Source organism: Shewanella piezotolerans WP3, assembly GCF_000014885.1.
GTDB lineage: Bacteria > Pseudomonadota > Gammaproteobacteria > Enterobacterales > Shewanellaceae > Shewanella > Shewanella piezotolerans.
In genome coordinates, this window is record NC_011566.1 from 4,763,636 (window position 1) to 4,784,530 (window position 20,895).

Sequence of the window (20,895 nt, forward strand, 5' to 3'; positions counted from 1 at the left end):
CCATTCTTAGCAAACAAAAAACCAGCACAAAGCGAAACAATATTTCAACAAGTGTTCAACTGATACACTGAGGTTACTTCTGTATTTGGGGATTGTTTATATGCACTTTCAGGATTCACGTTTAAATCGCGCAATCGCAGCATCCATTTTTCTCATATCGATGCCAAACTTAAGCCAAGCACAGAGTGAAATTTTTGAGAATCAATCCGGAACTATCTCGGAGATTGGTGACGTGGTTCAAATCGCTCTTCCCGCTGGCGCATTGATTGGCAGTTTATGGATAGGAGATAATGAAGGTGCTTGGCAATTAACCAAAGGAGTTGCGGCTACAGCAGCAATTACTCATACGCTGAAATTTGGTTATGAGCGCCTCAGACCAGATGGCTCAGAGAACAACTCTTTTCCATCAGGCCATACATCTGCCGCATTCTCTGGCGCTGCATATATTCATCATAGATACGGTAATGCTTGGGGGATCCCAGCATACGCAGCGGCAACATTTGTGGGTGGCAGTCGATTATGGGCAAACAAACACTATATCGACGATGTGTTAGCTGGCGGCTCTATTGCGGTAATGAGTAGCTTGTATTTTACCGATCCTTATAACTCAACAGATCTGGTTATTGCGCCCAGCTTTGGCGATGGTCAAATAGGCTTAGCAATGAGCTATACCCCTGGTCTTGCGGGTCGTAAAGCTAGCGGTTCATCCTACGCAGGGAATGGTTGGGGACAGAAACAAACTGAGCTTATGCATCGTTACTCATTGTTAATCGGTGGATTCGACACTAACAAGAACAGCATCAATGAGCAGGGCCAAAATGGATTTGATCTAAACAACTTCAGTAAAGAATCAGAGCCTAATACCTATGCCTCAGCAATGCTAAAGTGGGGTCTCGATAAACAGCAATATCTTGCCTTTGAATTTACCCCGCTAGAAACCAGAGATACTGCGACTCTAAAAGAGGACATTATTTTTGGTGGTAAAACCTATGCCACTGGTAGCGAAATCATATCTGCATACCGTAACTGGACGCTTGCTGCCGATTATATGTTCCGCTTGCTACCGGACAGTCGCTGGAATGCAGATATAGGCGCAGGCATAGCAGTTGTCGGCCAGTCTATTCGCTTAGATGACTATAATGGCGACAACCTCGGTGAGCATGATGATCTATTCATCGTCCCCTCTTTGGCTCTAGAGGGGGGTTATCAGTTTACCGAGAGCATTTCCGCCAGCATTGGCTATAAGTATTCAGGGTTATCTGAATACCAATCAGATTCGTTATGGGGCAGTGTTGAGTACCAATTCAATGAACGATGGTCAACTTCGTTGTTCTATGGCCAGTTTGCACAAAATACTGATACTGATGAATATTACAATGATGCTGTATTCGATTATGGCGGATTCTCAGTCGATTACTCTTTCTAATAAATGGTTTGCGTTAGCCTAGAAAGCTAACGTTAGGAGCAATGTAGCTGTTGAATAATGCAATGCTGCTGTTTCATTTGGATTAATAAACTAACTCCTCATATACTTTGCCCTTCATCAAACCCATTCGAATTACATATACATACTAACTAAACACATTCACAAAACAGTTATATCATTCCCTCTATCAAGGAATACCTTGAATTAAAAACTATATCTTTATTGAGGAAATGATCATGAAAAAAATACTTATTGGATTTGCTTTAATTGCATTAACGGCTTGCTCTGCGCATCAACTTCATGGTGATGCAGCCTCCATTAGAATAGTGGATGTAGAACCACAAAACTGCAGCTTTCTTGGTGAGGTTGATGGCTCCCAAGGAAATTGGTTTACCGCAGATTTTACTAGTGACCGTGATATTCTGATAGGCGCCCGCAACGAAGTAAAGAACCAAGCCGCAGCACTAGGTGCAAATGTTATTGTACTAAAGAAAAGTGTCGATAATAGTAATGAAGGTATCGAAGCTTACGGTAATGAACGAGGAGCTGTAATTTCTAGCACTAAAGGAACTTATAGTAGCACTGTTATTGGTGAAGCTTTTAACTGTCCACAAACTTAATTAGAGCGATAAAATACGCAGCTTACTCTGCAGGCTGCGTATTTCCATAAGACAATCAATTGTAATAGCTAACATTCTACACTTTTAAATTAAAAGCACGGTGTTAGCTAGCAATCTCATAGCTGATGGGCACCGAATCACCTGAGCGTATGCAAAGCACCCCATTCTATAAGGTGGTAATTGTTACTTGGCAACCGATTAAAAATAGAAATAACTATGATGGCTGCAACTTAGCTAAGCCCCATAGCCTATTTATCCTTCCCTCTTTGGCTGCTGAGGGGAACAAATTTGCAGAGAGTATTTCAGCCAGCGTTTGCTAGCAGTATTTGACTATATCGTTTTACGCTAGCTACTGTTTCCAGTTGTCGATTTAACCGCTGTCATTAAACATAAAAGCAATACTACTATAATGAATAACAGTATTGCTTTCGTTTACTTTACTACCAACTCAAACGCTTACGAGTTTTCAGAGCCTAATACCGCTCGTGCAGCTTTCAAGTCAAAATCATCATTTACTTTTAAGTAAGCCACTTTCTCTTCGAGTACCACGATAGCTTCAGACACGCCAGTTAATGCAGACAATTCAGTCGCCATCGCTTTGGCTGCTTGCTTATCAGACACGTCAGCTTCCAATGTGTAGCTCTTCAATAATACAGGGTTCTTCATACCAAATGTCAGCAAGAACCAAATGCCCATTAAGACCAAGGCAACTGCAAAGACGCCTTCTGCGCCAACAAGTTGATACGCACCACCACCGAGTATGCCACCACAAAAGGCGCCTAAGAATTGGCTAGTGGAGTACACGCCCATTGCAGAGCCTTTATCGCCCACGGGACAGAATTTAGCAATCAAACTTGGTAAAGACGCTTCCAGATAATTAAAGCCTGTAAAGAACAACACCACTGCAAAGCTCAATACCATAAGGTTGTTGGCAAATAACGCCATTGAGCCCAAGGCCATCATCATTATGAGCAAGGCAACTTGGAACATCGCTTTAGTATTATTACGTTTAACCCCAATAATAATCAGCGGCACCATTAAGAAAAACGCGCCCATAAATGCTGGGAAATACAGCATCCAATGTTCCTCTTTGGCAAGTCCGGCGTCGACTAAATCCAAAGGCAGTGCCACAAACACAGCGGTCAGCACTAAGTGCAGAATAAAGATACCGGCATCGAGTCTAAATAATTGCGGGTCAACCAACATCCGACGCAGTTTTTCAGGAGCTGCAACCGTATCGCCTTTAGGCGCTTGTGAGATAGGATTCGGTACCAAAAGCTGTACAATCAACATCCCTAACACAGCTAAGCCTGCTGTCATAAAGAACAGACCTGATAAGCCTAAGTGCTGGGCAACGATGGGGCCGACAAGTAATGATAAGGCAAAGGAAAAGCCAATACACATACCGATAATAGCCATCACTTTGGTGCGCTGTTCATCGCGGGTTAGGTCGGCTGCGAGTGCCAGCACAGCCGCAGCAATAGCGCCCATTCCCTGCAGAGCTCGTCCAGCTACCACGCCATAAATTGTTTCTGCATTGGCAGCAACTAAGCTGCCAAGAGCAAAGATCAGTAAGCCAATTAAAATGATCGGCTTACGACCATATTTGTCAGATAAGATCCCCATCGGGATTTGTAAAATGGCTTGCGTTAAGCCATAGGCACCAATAGCTATACCGACCCATAACGGTGAAAAACCTTCTAGATGCTGCCCGTAAAGTGCGAAGACAGGCATGATCATAAACAGACCCATCATGCGCAACCCAAATACACTGGCTAAAGAAAACGCTACTTTTTTCTCAGTCTTCGAAAGTCCGTTATTGGCCATTGCCCCCGCCCTGATCAGTGAACTCTAAATAAGGCGCGCAGTTTATCACGAAGTTTTTCAATAGCCCAAAAGGAAAAGTAAAAGATGTATAGTCAAACCCTCTTTTAAGCATTAGCGGCAAACCCGCATGCATGCTTGGTTTTGCTAACTTTTGCTGTCAACAGGCTATATTTCTCCTACAATTGATAGCTTACTTTGTCTATTGCCTAAGGTAAATTTGTGAGATACTTAACCACTTTTTTCGGCTTTGAGATCTGAACGCTAGATGGAAAATATTGAAGTACGTGGCGCTCGTACCCACAATCTTAAAAACATCAACCTAACCATACCTCGCGACAAACTTATTGTTATTACCGGGCTATCAGGTTCGGGGAAATCATCTTTAGCATTCGATACCTTGTATGCAGAAGGTCAGCGACGTTATGTTGAGTCACTCTCAGCCTATGCTCGTCAGTTTTTAAGTTTGATGGAAAAGCCCGATGTTGATCACATCGAAGGCTTGAGCCCGGCAATATCTATCGAGCAGAAATCAACCTCGCATAACCCACGCTCTACCGTGGGTACTATCACCGAAATATATGATTATTTAAGACTGCTATTTGCCCGAGTGGGTGAACCACGCTGCCCTACTCATGGCGAGCCATTAGCCGCGCAAACTGTCAGCCAGATGGTCGACAAAGTTTTAGAAATGCCTGAAGGCAGTCGCCAAATGCTGCTTGCTCCCGTGGTTAATGCACGTAAAGGCGAACACGTAAAGCTACTCGAGAGCTTATCGGCGCAAGGTTATATTCGTGCTCGTATTGACGGCGAAGTGTGCGATTTAACCGATCCACCAGAGCTAGATCTACACGTTAAGCACACCATTGAAGTGGTCGTTGACCGTTTTAAAGTCCGCGATGATATTAAACAGCGCTTAGCGGAATCGTTTGAAACCGCCCTTGAACTATCAGGCGGGATAGCCAAAGTCACTAGCATGGATCCTGTTGAGGGACATGTGAAAGCGGAAGAGCATGTGTTCTCAGCGAATTTCGCCTGCCCTGTTTGTGGCTACTCGATGGCGGAACTTGAACCGCGTATTTTTTCATTCAATAACCCGGCTGGGGCTTGTCAAACCTGTGATGGTTTAGGTGTACAGCAGTATTTCGATCCCGAGAGAGTGATCACCAATACAGAGCTATCACTCGCTGGCGGCGCGATTAGAGGCTGGGATAGACGTAATTTCTATTACTTCCAAATGCTCACTTCATTAGCTGAACATTATAAGTTCGATATTGAAAAACCGTTCGAGCAGCTAACCGACGATGTTAGAGAAATTGTGCTTTACGGTTCAGGCAACCAGAGCATCGCCTTCAAATATATCAATGATCGCGGCGATGTCGTGGTTCGAAATCACCCTTTTGAAGGGATTTTGAACAATATGGATAGGCGCTATCGCGAAACAGAATCTAATGCTGTACGTGAAGAGCTCACTAAGTTCATCAATACTCAGTCCTGTAAAAGTTGTGGTGGCTCCCGTCTACGTGAAGAAGCACGTAACGTGTTTATTGAAGAGTTGAACTTACCAGTATTAACCCAGTGGTCTATTGGCGAAGCCATGGATTACTTTGAAAAGCTTGAACTGACTGGCCAACGTGCACAGATCGCCGAAAAGATCCTCAAAGAGGTACGCGACCGTTTGGGCTTCTTGGTTAATGTTGGTCTTAATTACCTCAGTTTATCACGCTCTGCCGACACTTTGTCCGGTGGTGAGGCGCAACGTATTCGTCTTGCCAGCCAAATTGGTGCAGGGCTCGTTGGGGTAATGTATGTACTCGATGAACCATCGATAGGCCTACATCAACGTGATAACGAACGTCTTCTACAAACACTGATCCACCTACGCGATCTCGGCAACACCGTTATTGTGGTTGAGCATGATGAAGATGCTATTCGTATGGCCGATCATGTCATCGATATCGGTCCAGGAGCCGGCGTGCATGGCGGACAAGTTTTAGGTGAAGGCACACTGAAAGACCTACTTGAGTGTAAAGAGTCTATCACTGGCCAGTATTTATCGGGTGAGAAACAGATCCACATTTCAACCGATCGAACCCAGTATGACCCTAACAAACTCATCGAGCTTTTTGGTGCAACAGGTAACAATCTCAAAAATGTTGACCTGCAGATCCCTGTAGGGCTGTTTACCTGTATTACCGGTGTATCCGGCTCAGGTAAGTCAACATTAATCAATGACACCTTTTATAAGATTGCTCATATCGAGTTGAATGGCGCTACCGTCGATGAACCCTCACCGTACAAAAGTATTGTCGGGATGGATCATTGCGATAAAGTGGTCGATATTGATCAAAGCCCCATTGGCCGTACGCCGCGCTCGAATCCAGCGACTTACACAGGGATTTTCACGCCAATTCGCGAACTGTTTGCGGCCACTCAAGAATCTCGTACTCGTGGTTATCAGCCCGGTCGCTTCTCATTTAACGTTAAAGGTGGACGCTGCGAAGCCTGTCAGGGGGACGGCTTGATCAAAGTAGAGATGCATTTCTTGCCCGACGTATACGTGCCATGTGATAGTTGTAAAGGTCAGCGGTACAATCGCGAAACCTTAGATGTTCGCTTTAAAGGCAAGAATATTCACGAAGTGCTGCAGATGACCGTTGAAGAAGCCAGACCTTTCTTTGATGCCATTCCAGCTGTTGCCCGCAAACTGCAAACGCTAATGGATGTTGGTTTGTCCTATATTCGTTTAGGCCAAAGTGCGACCACACTTTCTGGTGGTGAGGCCCAGCGAGTAAAGCTGGCTAAAGAGCTATCTAAACGTGATACCGGCAAAACATTATATATTCTGGATGAACCCACAACCGGCTTGCACTTTGCAGATATTCAACTGTTATTGGATGTATTACATCGCCTTAAATCCCATGGCAATACCATAGTGGTGATTGAGCATAACTTGGATGTGATAAAAACTGCGGATTGGATTATTGATCTGGGTCCAGAAGGTGGTTCAGGCGGCGGTACCATTTTAGTAGCTGGTACTCCTGAAGTTGTTGCTGAGAATACCGAATCACACACTGCACGCTTTTTAAAGCCACTTATAGCAAAGTAAGAGATCATCCAGTTCAATGACAAGTAGTAATATTTTATTAGCCTCAGGCCTAGTGGCAACACTAGGGCTACTTATAATGGTGGTAGTTGACCCATTATTTGGCCAATGTGCTTCTACTGAGGCTAGAGTCATTAGTAGCGACCAGCAAAGCAGTACTATATCTCTGCCAAATGGCTCTGTGGCACGAGTGGATGTGGGCAACTTAGCGCCGCAATCTCAAGTCACAGTCGGTGCAAAACAACGGCTTTTTTCAGGTACCCACGAGTACAAGTTAAAGTTGTCTAAAATTGATAAACCGGCGGAAAATCAACAAAGTGAGTAAGAACATCGCTATTTATAGCCATTACCTGTAGGTTTACTAACTGTTGTAATGGCTTTTTTGCAGATATATGCCCATCCCACTTGAAAATGCTCATTTCAGAGGTGTTGTGCTAGTTCAATTCTAGGCGCGTTAACCTGGAAATGGTTATGCCGCTATAACGAAGTGGGCTTGCACAACCCCTTCTTCGATGGGCGTTTCTTATATAAAAAGCATGGGCTTTACTCTGTGTTATTGATTTTACCAAGGCAGCGACCATTAGCTGCAATCAATGCCGTGACTAAAGCCCATTAAACTCCCACTGAATCTTGCATTTTCAGGTCGGATGGGTATAAAGGAGAGTTAGATGCAAAAATTAACGATTCTCTTAGCGACTATCATCACTCTAAGCCTGAATGCCTGTACCTCAACCTTCCAATGCCAAAAAAGTCCCACAAGTTTCTGGGCAGACCAAGACCAGATTAGTCGTGACATTTATAAGCTAGCCTCAACCGAATTTGCAGGTCGAAAAAGTGGCTCACAAGGAGCCGCGCTAACAAGACAATATCTAATCCAACGATTTGAACAAATTGGGCTTAAGCCTTGGCAAGGTGATTTTCAACACCCATTTAGTTTTACTAAATCCTTTAGCGAAAGAGTGGGTGTCAATATTGCTGGCGTGTTGCTAGCCACTACGCCAACGAGTAAATGGCGTGTGGTAGTCGCCCATTATGACCACCTTGGTCACAAAGGCTCTCGTATATACTATGGCGCTGATGATAACGCTTCTGGAGTGGCAGGCTTACTGCAACTTGCGCAGCACGCCGAGAAAAAAGGCAGCCCAGTAAACTTACTTTTTGTAGCAACCGATGCAGAAGAACCTGGACTATATGGTGGTTACGCACTTGCGGATAAATTGGCAAACAAACACAGTGAACCGCACGTTCCCCAGATTGAACTCGCAATCAATTTAGATATGATTGGCCGTCCAGATCGTCGCAACGCCATCTACATTGAGGGCGCAAGACGATTTGACTCTTTTGATGAAATGCAGCAATTAATGACTCAATCAAATCAATTGTGCATAAGGACTCGTCAGCCAAAATCATTCGACGGCAGTGTTATCAGTGTGGATCTATTACGAGCATCAGATCATTACGCAATGCACAAAATAGGGATCCCTTGGCTTTACTTTGGTGTCCCAACACATAGAGATTACCATCAAGCTAGTGATATCGCAGATAAAATAGATATTAGCTTTGTCGCCGCTACAGCGGAATCTGCTTACCAACTGTTGGTTATCGACAGTTTTCTTCTAAAAAACGGCCCATAAAGGCCACTTTCATTGATTTTTATTTTACTGTAAGCCGCTAACTGGCCTAGTAATTGCTATGAATATTGATAAAAATAGCATCATTAAATGGTAATACCAATTACACCCTGCTATAATAGCTGGCTTACTGATACGTTTTCGGTGCGGGAAGTCGACACGGGGTTGATTTTCTGTCTATAAACATAAGTGCTTTATTGCACTCTGCTATTCCACAAGGCTACAACCCATGTCATCCAGTGAAAAAACTTTCCGCGAACTCGGTCTTGCCGAGCCTTTGTTGCGTGCTCTTGATGAGCTCGGTTACGAAAAACCAACTCCAATCCAAGCTGCGAGTATCGATCCTCTCATGGCTGGAAAAGATATTTTAGGTCAAGCTCAAACAGGTACAGGTAAAACAGGTGCGTTTGCACTGCCTCTACTAAACAGCATTGACCCGAATACAAATTCCCCACAAATTTTAGTACTTGCACCAACACGTGAACTTGCTGTTCAGGTAGCTGAAGCATTTGGCAGCTACGCAAAATTCATGAAAGGTCTACACGTTCTACCTATTTACGGTGGACAAAGCATGCATCAACAACTGAATGCTTTGCGTCGTGGCCCTCAAATAATTGTAGGTACTCCAGGTCGAGTTATGGACCATATGCGTCGTGGCACTCTTAAATTAGAGTCACTAAAAGCAATGGTACTTGATGAAGCTGATGAGATGCTAAAAATGGGCTTCATCGATGATATCGAATGGATCCTTGAGCACACACCTAAGCAACGTCAATTGGCATTATTCTCAGCGACTATGCCTGAGCAGATTAAGCGTGTTGCTAACAAATATTTATCAGAGCCTGTACACGTTAAAATCGCTGCTACAACAACCACTGTAGAGACGATTGAACAACGCTTTGTACAAGTATCACAGCACAACAAGCTAGAAGCATTAGTTCGCGTTCTAGAAGTAGAGAAGACTGAAGGTATTATTATCTTCGTTCGTACTCGTAACAGTTGTGTTGAGCTAGCTGAAAAGCTAGAAGCACGTGGCTACGCTTCATCACCATTACATGGTGACATGAACCAACAAGCCCGTGAACGTGCTGTTGACCAACTTAAGCGTGGCAAGCTAGACATCATCATCGCGACTGATGTTGCTGCACGTGGTCTGGATGTTGAGCGTATCGGACACGTAGTTAACTACGATATTCCATATGATACTGAAGCTTATGTTCACCGTATTGGCCGTACTGGCCGTGCTGGCCGTACTGGTATGGCGATTCTTTTCGTTACACATAGAGAAATGCGTATGTTGCGCACCATCGAACGTGCAACGAAGAGCCGCATCTCACCAATGGATATTCCTAGTCCAGAAACAGTGACTGAACGTCGTCTGTCTCGTTTAGGTGAGCAAATTGGTGAAGTAATCGCTAAAGACTCTTTAGACTTCATGAAAGGCGCAGTTGCAAAACTATGTCAGGAGCTAGAAGTTGATACAGATGTACTTGCTGCAGCTTTACTTCAACAAGTTCAGAAAGATCGTCCACTACAATTACCGTCAATGAACGAACGTCAGCGCGACAACCGTGATGACCGTAACTCGCGTGACCGTAATGATCGCAATTCCCGTGACCGTGGTGACCGTCCTCGTCGTGAATCTCGCCCTACGCCAGCAAACATTGGTTCAGCAGATTCACTTAAGGATAATCCAGACGTTAAAATGTGCCGTTACATCATCGACGTAGGTCGTGATAATGGTGTTGGCGTTGGTAATATCGTTGGTGCTGTAGCAAACGAAGCAAACATCGACAGTCGTTACATTGGCCAAATCCAGTTATTTGATCAAGTCACAGCAATCGATTTGCCTGATGGTATGCCAAAAGACGTATTAGCGCACCTTAAGAAAGTACGCGTATGTGGCCGCCCATTAAACATTCGCGAAGCAGCGGGTGAGAAGTTCGAGAACACTTCAGGTGGCGATAGCCGTCCTCCACGTCGTCCTCGCAAACCTTCTGGCGACCGTCGCCCTTCAGGTGACAGAAAGCCGCACCGTAAAGGTCCAGCTAAAGACGCTGAGTAATATTAAACGCTAGCTTGTTAAAGCTTAGCGTTTTATAAAATGAAAAAGGAACCTTTCTGGTTCCTTTTTTTGTATCTCACTGTCTTAGCGGAGGGATTCGCCTGAACGTCTAATCAACTTGTTTATAAAGTTGACGCTCCTCTTGCTCCTTTAATTTCTTTATACACGCCTGACACAAACAAGATTCAGCATCTAGTATGCGATTAGCTAGTTTTTCACTATCTAACACAGTCTTAGCAGGAAATGGCTGCGAGAGACACCAACACTGCTCAATACTCTCACCTTGCTCCACGGCGCAGCGATTTTTAGATTGGCATAGTGGACAGTGGGTAGCATCTATTGTCATCACTCTTCCCCCCCCCTGTTTCATCGATCCGCCGGATGATTAACTCCATCAGGCATGGCTACATTGGTCAGTTCATAAGGATTAACCCCATCAATACATGCCACGTTCACACCAAATTGATTTGGATTAGAACGGCGTTGATGATGAGTATATATACCGCAGATGCTGCAGAAATAGTGTTTAGCAGTAAAAGTATTAAATTGATACAGCGATAGCTTGTCATTACCACTAACAACCTCCAGCCCATCAAGTTCTGCGGAAGTCACTATGGTGCCTCGACGGCGGCACATAGAACAATCACAACGCCTTAGGTCTGTCACCCCTTGCGGGAGGTTTAGAGATAACTTCACCGCGCCGCAATGGCAACTTGCGATATGTGTTTGCTTCAAGCGCTATACTCCAAATATCATAACCAAGTTCAATGTAGCAAAAAGGGCTCGCGCTAGCGAACCCTGTTCATTTTCTACTATGCATTAAACGGGTTAATCACTGCGTTTAGGATTGATAGGGTAAGCTTTACTGCCTAACTCCTTATGGCCATTAATACTGCTGCCGTAGTAGCCTTGATGCTTATGATACTGACCTTTTAAGGCTTTAATATCCCCCTTAAATCTAGGATCTTGTGGCCGTTCTTGAGCATTGATAAAGGCGGCAACATCCCAAGCATCTTGGTTACTGAGTTGGTAACTTTTACCAAATGGCATATTCTCATAAATAAAATAAGCGGCGGTGTTGACCCTATGCATACCCGCCCCCCAATTGAAGCTCTGAGGGCCCCAAAGCGGCGGTAAAGAGTAAACACCTAAGGTTTCATAACCTTGCCCGTCATCACCATGACAAGACTGACAATGAGCTACATACACCTTCTTGCCTCGCTCTGGCGAATAAGCTTGCGCTGGTTTGGCAATTTTCGGATAACCTTTACCCGGTAAAGAAGCACGCTGCTCAAGCGTCATGACATTTTTTATTGACTCAGGTAAGGGCATTTCATCGCGCTTTCCACCCTTTAACAGTTCACTGTCAGATAGTTCCGGTACCGCGCCATCAACCCCAGCTTGCAGCATCAAACCGCTCATTCCTAACCAGTATGAATAAGCCGACAAAGCGACCAGTTCTTTGCTTGCCGATCCCGGCGGTTTGCCATTCATTGAATAGGTAAAGCACCCTTGTAGACGCTCTTCAAAACTGTTTACTTTATCATTCTTTTTTCGATACGCGGGATAGGCAAAATAGGCTGCCCATAGTGGAGCGGCATTCGCTCGTCGCCCTGCATCCATATGGCAATTAGAGCAGTTAAGATTATTACCTACGTACGCATCCCTCATCTGCTGAGAGTTAACAAATAGCTGATAACCTAGACGAACCTTGTCGCCAAATTCGCCCTCTGGAATAGCGCTTAATGGCGCCGGAGTTAGGTATGTTTGCCCCTCTTGCTTAGCTTTAGCATTAAGCTCAACCTGCTTATCAGGTAGCGCTTCTGCCTGTACAACTGCGCTTAAACCCATATTGAAAGACAGACTAATAACGAGCCAACTTAAATGATGCGATTTCATGGTTAACTCCTTATTTCAATTCTGAAAAATATTTGGCTAATGCATCAATTTCTGCACTCGTGAGCTTGTCAGCGATGGTTGCCATCACGCCGTTCTGATCGCCACTTCGGGTATCTTCCTTCCAAGCCAGTAGTTGGCTTTTAATATAAGAAGCTTGCTGTCCTGCAAGCCTTGGAAACTCACCAACACCGTGCCCTGAAGGCCCATGACAAGTGACACATGCAGGAATGACCCGTTGCCAATCGCCCTGATAAACTAACTGCTCAGTAGGGTCTTTATAGACTGCTTTCTCTCCACGTAAATGCGGTGTAACCATAGGCACGTCAAAGGCAGAAAAATACTCTGCAACTGCGACAATAGCATCTCCTTGCAAGGTCATCGCCATCGGTTGCATGGTGACGTTTTGCCTTTTACCTGACTGAAATAGCTTAATCTGCTTAACTATATAATCGGAAGGGAGCCCTGCCAGTCGAGGACCTAAAGGATCTACACCTTGCCCTTGAGGACCATGACAACTGCCACACAGCGCAGCCTGAGGCGGCATAGCGGCATAAGATGCTGTACTCAACATGAGTAAAGCCGACATTATGAATCCACGTTTCATTATCACACCTCCATCTATAGATATGTTAACAATAGCGTTTATCTGCCTATTTGCTCAATAAGTAAGTGAAGTTTTGATGGAACGGCAAATAACTGAAGTTGATAGGACGGATTGCCACTATAAAAAAAGTGCATTCCATAAACAGAAATGCACTCATTATTGATTCATTATGACTTGCTAAGCGTCACTACTCTTGCAGTAAGTCTCGACAAATATGTGCTAAATCAGACTGCACTGCCGCTGCAGTAACCTGACGACCCGCACCAGGTCCACGAATAATAAGCGGATTGTCTTGATAGAATTTGCTGCGGATAACAAATACATTATCGCCTGGCGTTAAATTAGCGTACGGGTGGCTATTATCAACCCATTGTAAGCTCACTTCAGCTTTTAGTTTGCCATCGACTCTATCTAGAGCAGCTACATACCTAAGCACTTTATCTTGCTCCACTGCGGCAAGATACTGCTGTAGCATGTCTTCATCTAATTCGTTTATACGCGACAAAAACTGCTCAAGCGGAAGTTCTGCAAGATGAGCGGGAACCAAGGATTTTAGCTCTATATCTTCAAGCTCTATCTCTAAACCAATCTCACGAGCCAAAATAAGCAGTTTACGCTGCATGTCACGACCAGAAAGGTCATCTCGCGGATCAGGCTCGGTGATCCCAAGCCCACGCGCATCGACGACTAGCTCAGAGAAAGGTTTGACGGCATCATAGTTTTCAAACAGCCAACATAGAGTGCCAGAAAAAATCCCACCTACCGCTTCAATGCTGTCGCCACTATTATGCAGGTCATTAATTGCATGTTGTACTGGCAGACCAGCACCACAACTGGCGTTATAACGCCAAAATAATCGGCGATTACCTAACTGCAGCTTCAACTCTCGATAAAAAGGTAGTGGACCAGAACCTGCAAGCTTATTAGCACTAACAACATGAATTCCACGAGCAAAAAATTCAGGATATTGTAACGTCAGATCAGCGCTTGCACTAATATCTAGCGCCACAACTTCATCACATTCTAGACCTTGAAGCTCTTCAAAAAGATGACTGTACTGCCACGGCGTAGCATCTTGTTCAAATGCGCTTTTCCAAGTATTAAGCGCGATGCCTTTATCACTAATTAAAGCTTTACGTGAACTCACTAGCCCAACTAAATCAACACTGGCCTCGAGCTCTTTGTTTAACGCAGCTCTCGCACCATCAAACAGATCGATCCATGCTTCACCAATATTGCCAACACCTAATAGCAGCACACCGATACGTTTGCGTGGGCCTGCACAGCGGCGATGTACTTTCTGGGTCAACAAATTCACTTGTGTCTGTGGCACCAATGTCACTAAACTCATACCGTCATTAAACAATGGTCGAGCATTACGACTCAATAATCTGGCAAAGCCACGACGGTAGAGATCCGCATCAGCACTCACCAATGCAACCAGCCCTAGGTCTTCTCTTATCTGAAGGTCTGTAATCCCCAATGCATCGCTATTGGCATCAAGCAGAGCTTGCACTTGTTTCTGATTCTCAAGCGTAACGGTTAATTCAATGCGTTTTTGTGCCAGCGACCAATGCGCTAAAGGATAGAGCCCTGAATCAGTCAATAAGCTCAGTAGATCGGATAAGACACCATTCAACTGAATGTTAAACAGTGACACGCTATTAAGGTTAGTTACCACGGGCGCGCTGGCTGAGGAGCTTTTAGGTGCAATCAAGGTAAAGTCGGTATGAGATGCATAGCTAGAGCGCACTGCTAGGCTAACTTGGGTATCAAATAGCGGCTGTAAAGTGCGGTTATGCAATACTGGTGAGCCTAAATGCGCTAAGCGATTCGCTTCATCTAATGACAAGCTACTCAATAGTTTCGCATCATTAATTTTGTTGGGGTCGGCGTTAAACACCCCCTCAACATCGGTCCAAATCGTTACCCGTTCGATATCTGCAAGACTTGCGATTAACGTAGCACTAAAATCCGAACCGTTACGGCCTAATAGCAAGGTATCGCCTTTATCATTTGCACAGATAAAACCGGTAATAATGAGTCGCTCATTAGGATGTTCAGCAATCAGCTTTTGTACTCTTTGACGTGACTGCTGTAATCTAATCTGGGGCACTGCACCTTCATCTGCAATCAACAAAGTGCGTGCGTCTACATCAGATGCGGCAACGCCGGACTCTCGCAGTAAAGCTGCGAGCAGGCGTGATGACCAACGTTCACCAAAGCTCACTACTTGGCTGCTCTGGTAATCATTGATCGCCGTTAATGAAAGTAAGCTGATCAACTGTGCCTTATCATTCGATAATCGCTCTCTTAACGAACGAGCTTGCTCGTTAGATAACAGCTGTTCAATCAGCTTTTGCTGAAAACTGATTAAGATCTGCAGCTCTTCCTGCCAAAGCTGTTTAGTCGTGCTCAGCTCAAGCAAACGATATAGAAAGTTGGTACTTTTACCTGCTGCCGAAACCACAACAAGATCATCACTATGACCATGTGTCAGGAGAATATGTGCAACGCGACGGTAACAGTCTGCGTCGGCTAAACTGGAGCCACCAAATTTATGTAAGTGACAACGTGCCATCCTAAACCCCTTTAATTAACAAGCTACAGCTGCATTAAGCGCAGCTTCAATATCAGCGACAAGATCGTCAGCATCTTCAATACCAACAGACAGACGGATAAGGGTGTCTTTTACCCCAGCCTCTGCACGCGCTTCTGGTTCCATCGCTCGATGCGTCATGGTTGCAGGCACTGCCACTAGACTTTCTACTCCTCCGAGGCTTTCTGCAACAGAGAAATAATTAAGATTTTTTAAGAAAGCGACTAATTGCTCTTCGCCGCCCTTTAGCTCAAAGCTGAGCATGGCACCAAAGCCCTTTTGCTGTTTAGCGGCAATCTCATGACCTGGATGATCAGCAAGACCTGGATAATAGATTTTCTCCACTGCACTATGAGCGCTAAGAGTAGCAAGAATTCGCTGGGCATTGGCCTGATGCTCACGAATTCTCACTGCAAGTGTTCGAATTCCGCGCAATGTAAGGTAACTATCAAATGCACCACCCGTTAGCCCTAGCGTATTCGACCACCAATGCAACAATTCACCCAACTCTTCATCTTTAGCCACCACGGCTCCACCAACTACATCGCTGTGACCATTGATGTATTTAGTGGTCGAGTGAATAACAATATCAGCGCCAAGTAAGAGAGGTTGCTGCAAGATAGGCGATAGAAAAGTGTTATCAACCACAACTAATGCACCAACTTCATGACTAGCTGCGCTAATAGCTTCGATATCAACGACCCGAAGTAATGGGTTTGAAGGGGTTTCTAGCCAAACCATCTTAGGTTGTTTGGCAATCGCAGCAGCTAATGCACTGGCATCAGTTTGATCGACAACTTCTAGCTTAAACTGGCCTTTCTTAGCCAAATTAGTAAATAAGCGATAACTGCCACCATAACAATCATGAGGCACCACTAATAAGTCATCAGGACCGAGTAAACTTGTCGCTAGAGTAATTGCCGCCATTCCAGTGCATGTCACAACGCCAGTACAGCCTTTCTCTAGTTCAGCAATTGCATCACCGAGAATCGAGCGAGTTGGGTTACCTGAACGGCTGTAATCAAAATCTCTTGGATTTTTGTGACCGTCAAAAGAATAGTTTGTAGAGAGATAAATGGGGGGCACGACTGCACCATGTTGGGTATCGGACTCAATGCCTTGGCGCACAGCAGCGGTGGCTAGTTTACGCTCGGTCATGTACTACTCCTCTCTCTACATTTTCTTATTAGGGATGTCTGGACGTCTAAATGTACCTAAGCTATCCACCCTCGTCAACCAATTTAGCCGTTTAGACGTCCAAGCATTTAGAAATCTATTTGCATTTGTCATAAAATAGAGGCAATAATTTGACTGTGCTGCATAAGGGGTTAAAATCTGCCCCGCATTTTAAAATTACAGGTGAGTCAATGACTGAGTGGAACGGCGATTATATCAGCCCATATGCTGAACACGGAAAAAAGAATGAGCAAGTGAAAAAAATTACTGTCTCTATTCCTTTAAAAGTACTCAAGGTGCTTACCGATGAGCGTACACGCCGCCAAGTGAATAACTTACGTCACGCCACCAACAGCGAGTTACTCTGTGAGGCGTTTTTGCATGCATACACAGGTCAACCTCTGCCAAATGATGGCGACCTATCGAAAGATAAGCCTGACAGCATGCCTGCGGAAGTAAAGCGTCTCATGGATGAAATGGGCATCGAGTGGGAAGAACTAGAATAACTAGAATTACTATATTATTAAATCGAGGGTCTTAAGAGATCCTCGATTTATTTTATAGCGCTCTCTATCAGTGCAGCGCTATTCTTGCTGAATAATTTGCAAAAAAATGCGGGTAACTATTTAGCAATATCTGGTATTTGACTATAGCGACTTAATACCGCACTACACGCGGTTGTCACTGAATTCTAATCTACGCTATTTGTCTTAGCTGGACATTGCACTCCTAATTAATCTGCACTTCCTTAGTGAGTTCTAAAGCCATCACAGGGCTATACTGATGTTAGATCCAAGCACACTTATTCTCGCTTCACTGATCATTTTTTGTGGTGCATTAACTCAAAGCTTAATTGGCTTTGGCTTAGCTGTGGTTGCCAGCCCATTGCTATATATTATCGAACCCTCGCTTGTGCCAGCTCCGGTGATCTTGATGGGTTTTTCAATCGCTGCACTAACGCTGTTTAGAGAACGAGGGCAGCTTGAGTTCAATGGACTGCAATATGCGTTACTCGGACGCATTCCTGGCGGGATTTTAGGTGCGATGCTGATTCTAACGGCACCTCAAGCAATTCTGGGGCTTGCTATTGCCTTTATTGTGGCCTTAGCGGTCGGTTTCAGTCTACTCAAATTTAGTCTACCCGTTAATCGCTTTACACTGTTTATGGCAGGGGTATTGTCAGGGATCTTCGGCAATATTGCCGCTATTGGTGGACCGCCACTGGCGATACTGCTTGCCGGTAAAGATGCAGCGCAGTTTAGAGCGGCTCTATCAGCATTTTTTATCTTCAGCTCTATGATCGCTTTAGCCATTCTAGCGTTCGCAGGCCTATTAAAACTTGAACACCTGTGGGTTTCTTTGATGTTACTGCCGTCAGTTATACTCGGCTATGTAGTGGCAGGAAGACTGGTTGGCAAGGTCGATAAACAAAAAACCAGAGCTTTCACTCTGGTCTTGTGTAGTGTAAGTGCAGTTATATTGACGATTAAGTCTGTTATCGAACTAAGTTAATTATCGATATGGCTCTTAATACTAGAAATGATAAGAGGTCTGCAGCACCCCACCTAAAGCTTCATCTTTGCCAAACATTCCAGTAAAGTCTAGGAAGAAAGATTCGCCAATGGTAAAACCAGAACCGATAGAGTAAATATTGGCAGTAGAGTCTTTCATATCATGACGGTAACCCAATCGTAGTGACATCCAATCAAATGCTCTGACCTCACCACCAACGCGCCAATACTGAGTACCATCTAGCTCTTTAAATTTCTTATTCTCAACCAAATCGACGTCGGTTGTGACCGTTAGCTTTCTCCAGTCATACGCCACACCGGCTGTAACTAATGGCTCTACTCTGTAGGTAAACTTATTCCCTTCTACTTCGATCGTTTCCACATCTTGGCTGATAAGGTTTCGCCCAGAAAGTCCAAACACTAAGCCGTTAAGGGGTTCAATAGCAAAACCTACATCGACATTGAAATTAGTTTCATCATTACGGTACTCAACATCATCAAAGTCACTGGCCGAGAAGTTATTGGCGTTAGCAACGTAATTATAGGTATCGATACGTTGAAACTTTGGCGAGATACCGACAGAAATAGGCATATTAACAATGGAAAGTGGAAAGCTTAATGCGACACCTAAATCGGAAACTGCGCCACCAATCACTTGCCCTTCTGATAGCAAGTCTGTCACTTCTGGTGGGTTAACAGGATCGAGAGCCGCAAGCGCGTCGATATCGGCTTGAGCAATATTGGCTGCCCCAACCGCATTAACATAACTTTTATAAAAGATGGCTATCGGCATTCTTTGATGAGGAATAGCGACGCTAAATCCAAGGCCAGCACTAGCATATGCCGATGTTCCCTTTAGCGATTCTAAATCCAGAATCAACTCATCTCGATAAACATCGATATCGGCACTGTTTCCCGCCTCAATCGATGCTGCAAGTCCGTCATAAGAATCAATAAGCGAATCGAATTTGTCGATCATGTTGTCGCTATCAGCCATATCAACACCTAAAACTGGCATAAGTAATACAGCGGAGTTATCTTTGTGGGCATTTAAACCAAGTAGAGCGGGGTTTACAAATGCTGCGCCCTCATGGTTCGATGCGGCAACACCTGCACCACCCATAGCATCACTACGCGCTTCATAATATTCTTGGCCTGAGTAGGCAAAAAAGCTGGGGATTAAGGTACACAGTAGCGCTAATTTACGTAGTTTCATCCATTTCGCCCTTTTTATTTCCTTAACGCTTTAACACCAATACGGCTCAAATCGAAAAAAGGTCTTAAATTGTTTTTTCTTATTAGAGTTATTCTAAGCCAAAAATAACAACTAAGGGATAAATTTTAACGTCAAACCCACATTTTTGTTACCAATCCATATTAACTCAGGTAAATGTGGGTCAACAGGCTTTTAAGATGGTGATGAAAACTGGTGAGAAAACATATATAACTACGACATATCAGAATCTTAAAACACAACATCTGACTGGTTGCTTTGGCGTTATCTGGAGCTAAATTTAAAAGCGTTTGTCGGTTAATTGATGAAGACTAATGCGTACAATGTTCTCGCCTAAACTGCGACGGACTCTTGCCGAATAAGCGCTGAAACTGGCGACTAAAATAGCTGTGGTCATTAAATCCTGTTTCCTGAGCAATATTAGCAATACTTTCATTAGTCTCAATCAGCAATCGACGTGCGTTCTCTAGCCTCACCTCATTAATAAACTGTTTCGGCGTCTGCCCTAAATGCTTAGTAAAGCGTCGCTCTAAGGCACTGATAGAAAGGTGTGCAGTCTGTGCTAGCTCAGTTAAAGTAATCGACTGCATGTAATTCTCCTTAATAAACGCTACCGGAACTTTCAAGGCGTCCATACTACTTAGGGTCAGTGAGGTTTTCTGCAAATGCCGTGATATGCCATAGGAACCTATCACTTCACCCGCATCATTCATTACTGGACGTTTAGAAGTAATAAACCACGCAACCTCCTGCCCTTTAAGGCGATTCATCTCCAGACGGTCGTTAACCCGGTTTCCTAGCATCACCTTTTGATCATCATTAATAAACTGCCGGGCAATATGCGGCTCAGAAAAATCAAAATCATTACAATGGTAGATCTGCGCCTGTGTCTGCACACCTACATGCTCGAGAAAGTACTGGTTAGCGTAGATAAAGCGACTATCAGAATCTTTCACCCAAAACAGAATATCAGGCATAAGATCGAAGGCTTCCACCAGCTGCCTTAGTAAAAGTATTTGATTTAGCTCGTTTGGCCACTTATTCCGCTGATACACAAGTATCTCCACTTATTCCATAGTTTTATAGAAATTGAACAAAGACTTACAAATAGCATAAAATATACCACGCCGATTTTGTCACATAATAAACCGAAATCATAATAACCCTATCAGTAACACTTAGATAACATAAGATAATCAC

The 20,895-nt window shown here is 44.3% G+C and carries 17 protein-coding genes; 8 read left to right on the top strand and 9 right to left on the bottom strand.

The genetic code is table 11. From position 1 onward, the window contains the following. Positions 1-100 precede the first annotated feature (100 nt). Positions 101-1,426, top strand: a complete 1,326-nt coding sequence (locus tag SWP_RS20230; RefSeq protein WP_020914515.1) for a phosphatase PAP2 family protein — start codon at positions 101-103, stop codon at positions 1,424-1,426. Positions 1,427-1,662: 236 nt separating this feature from the next. Then, entirely contained in the window at positions 1,663-2,046 is a 384-nt protein-coding gene (locus SWP_RS20235; RefSeq protein WP_020914516.1) for a DUF4156 domain-containing protein, read from the top strand. A 456-nt stretch (positions 2,047-2,502) separates the two neighbouring features. Here SWP_RS20235 and SWP_RS20245 read toward each other — a convergent pair whose 3' ends face one another. Then, positions 2,503-3,873, bottom strand: coding sequence for an MFS transporter (locus SWP_RS20245; protein WP_020914518.1), 1,371 nt, complete (start codon positions 3,871-3,873; stop codon positions 2,503-2,505). 265 nt (positions 3,874-4,138) lie between these two features. Between SWP_RS20245 and uvrA the strand changes: the two genes are divergently transcribed. From uvrA to SWP_RS20265, 4 genes are all read left to right on the top strand, one after another. Then, entirely contained in the window at positions 4,139-6,979 is a 2,841-nt protein-coding gene (uvrA, locus tag SWP_RS20250; protein ID WP_020914519.1) for an excinuclease ABC subunit UvrA, read from the top strand. Positions 6,980-6,995: 16 nt separating this feature from the next. Then, positions 6,996-7,301 (top strand): hypothetical protein, encoded by a 306-nt coding sequence (locus SWP_RS20255; protein ID WP_020914520.1) that lies wholly within the window; start codon positions 6,996-6,998, stop codon positions 7,299-7,301. Positions 7,302-7,644: 343 nt separating this feature from the next. Next, positions 7,645-8,610, top strand: a complete 966-nt coding sequence (locus tag SWP_RS20260; protein ID WP_020914522.1) for a M28 family peptidase — start codon at positions 7,645-7,647, stop codon at positions 8,608-8,610. A gap of 226 nt (positions 8,611-8,836) precedes the next feature. Next, positions 8,837-10,672, top strand: coding sequence for a DEAD/DEAH box helicase (locus SWP_RS20265; protein ID WP_020914523.1), 1,836 nt, complete (start codon positions 8,837-8,839; stop codon positions 10,670-10,672). A 109-nt stretch (positions 10,673-10,781) separates the two neighbouring features. Here SWP_RS20265 and SWP_RS20270 read toward each other — a convergent pair whose 3' ends face one another. The 6 genes from SWP_RS20270 to metB all read right to left on the bottom strand — a co-directional run bounded on the left by SWP_RS20270 (position 10,782) and on the right by metB (position 16,932). Further along, the gene (locus SWP_RS20270; RefSeq protein WP_228371087.1) at positions 10,782-11,018 is read right to left on the bottom strand and encodes a cysteine-rich CWC family protein; all 237 of its coding nucleotides are present in this window, start codon (positions 11,016-11,018) and stop codon (positions 10,782-10,784) included. 20 nt (positions 11,019-11,038) lie between these two features. Beyond that, positions 11,039-11,407, bottom strand: a complete 369-nt coding sequence (locus tag SWP_RS20275; RefSeq protein ID WP_020914525.1) for a GFA family protein — start codon at positions 11,405-11,407, stop codon at positions 11,039-11,041. 93 nt (positions 11,408-11,500) lie between these two features. Next, positions 11,501-12,571 carry a c-type cytochrome gene (locus SWP_RS20280; RefSeq protein ID WP_020914526.1) on the bottom strand — a complete coding sequence of 357 codons (1,071 nt, stop codon included), beginning with the start codon at positions 12,569-12,571 and terminating at the stop codon, positions 11,501-11,503. A 10-nt stretch (positions 12,572-12,581) separates the two neighbouring features. Next, on the bottom strand, positions 12,582-13,157 hold the full coding sequence (locus tag SWP_RS20285) for a c-type cytochrome (RefSeq protein ID WP_228371088.1): 576 nt from the start codon (positions 13,155-13,157) through the stop codon (positions 12,582-12,584). 205 nt (positions 13,158-13,362) lie between these two features. Continuing rightward, positions 13,363-15,756, bottom strand: coding sequence for a bifunctional aspartate kinase/homoserine dehydrogenase II (locus SWP_RS20290; RefSeq protein WP_020914528.1), 2,394 nt, complete (start codon positions 15,754-15,756; stop codon positions 13,363-13,365). 15 nt (positions 15,757-15,771) lie between these two features. Beyond that, positions 15,772-16,932, bottom strand: coding sequence for a cystathionine gamma-synthase (metB, locus tag SWP_RS20295; protein ID WP_020914529.1), 1,161 nt, complete (start codon positions 16,930-16,932; stop codon positions 15,772-15,774). 209 nt (positions 16,933-17,141) lie between these two features. Between metB and metJ the strand changes: the two genes are divergently transcribed. Both metJ and SWP_RS20305 read left to right on the top strand, forming a co-directional pair. Continuing rightward, complete coding sequence (metJ, locus tag SWP_RS20300) at positions 17,142-17,456, top strand: met regulon transcriptional regulator MetJ (protein ID WP_020914530.1); 315 nt, start codon at positions 17,142-17,144, stop codon at positions 17,454-17,456. A 277-nt stretch (positions 17,457-17,733) separates the two neighbouring features. Continuing rightward, on the top strand, positions 17,734-18,462 hold the full coding sequence (locus SWP_RS20305) for a sulfite exporter TauE/SafE family protein (protein ID WP_020914531.1): 729 nt from the start codon (positions 17,734-17,736) through the stop codon (positions 18,460-18,462). A 21-nt stretch (positions 18,463-18,483) separates the two neighbouring features. On the opposite strand, the gene SWP_RS20310 is transcribed toward SWP_RS20305, so the two are convergent. Continuing rightward, a complete protein-coding gene (locus tag SWP_RS20310) occupies positions 18,484-19,677 on the bottom strand; it encodes a conjugal transfer protein TraF (RefSeq protein WP_020914532.1) in 1,194 nt (397 codons plus the stop codon). 329 nt (positions 19,678-20,006) lie between these two features. Next, positions 20,007-20,672, bottom strand: coding sequence for an AraC family transcriptional regulator (locus tag SWP_RS20315; protein WP_079892016.1), 666 nt, complete (start codon positions 20,670-20,672; stop codon positions 20,007-20,009). Positions 20,673-20,895 lie beyond the last annotated feature (223 nt).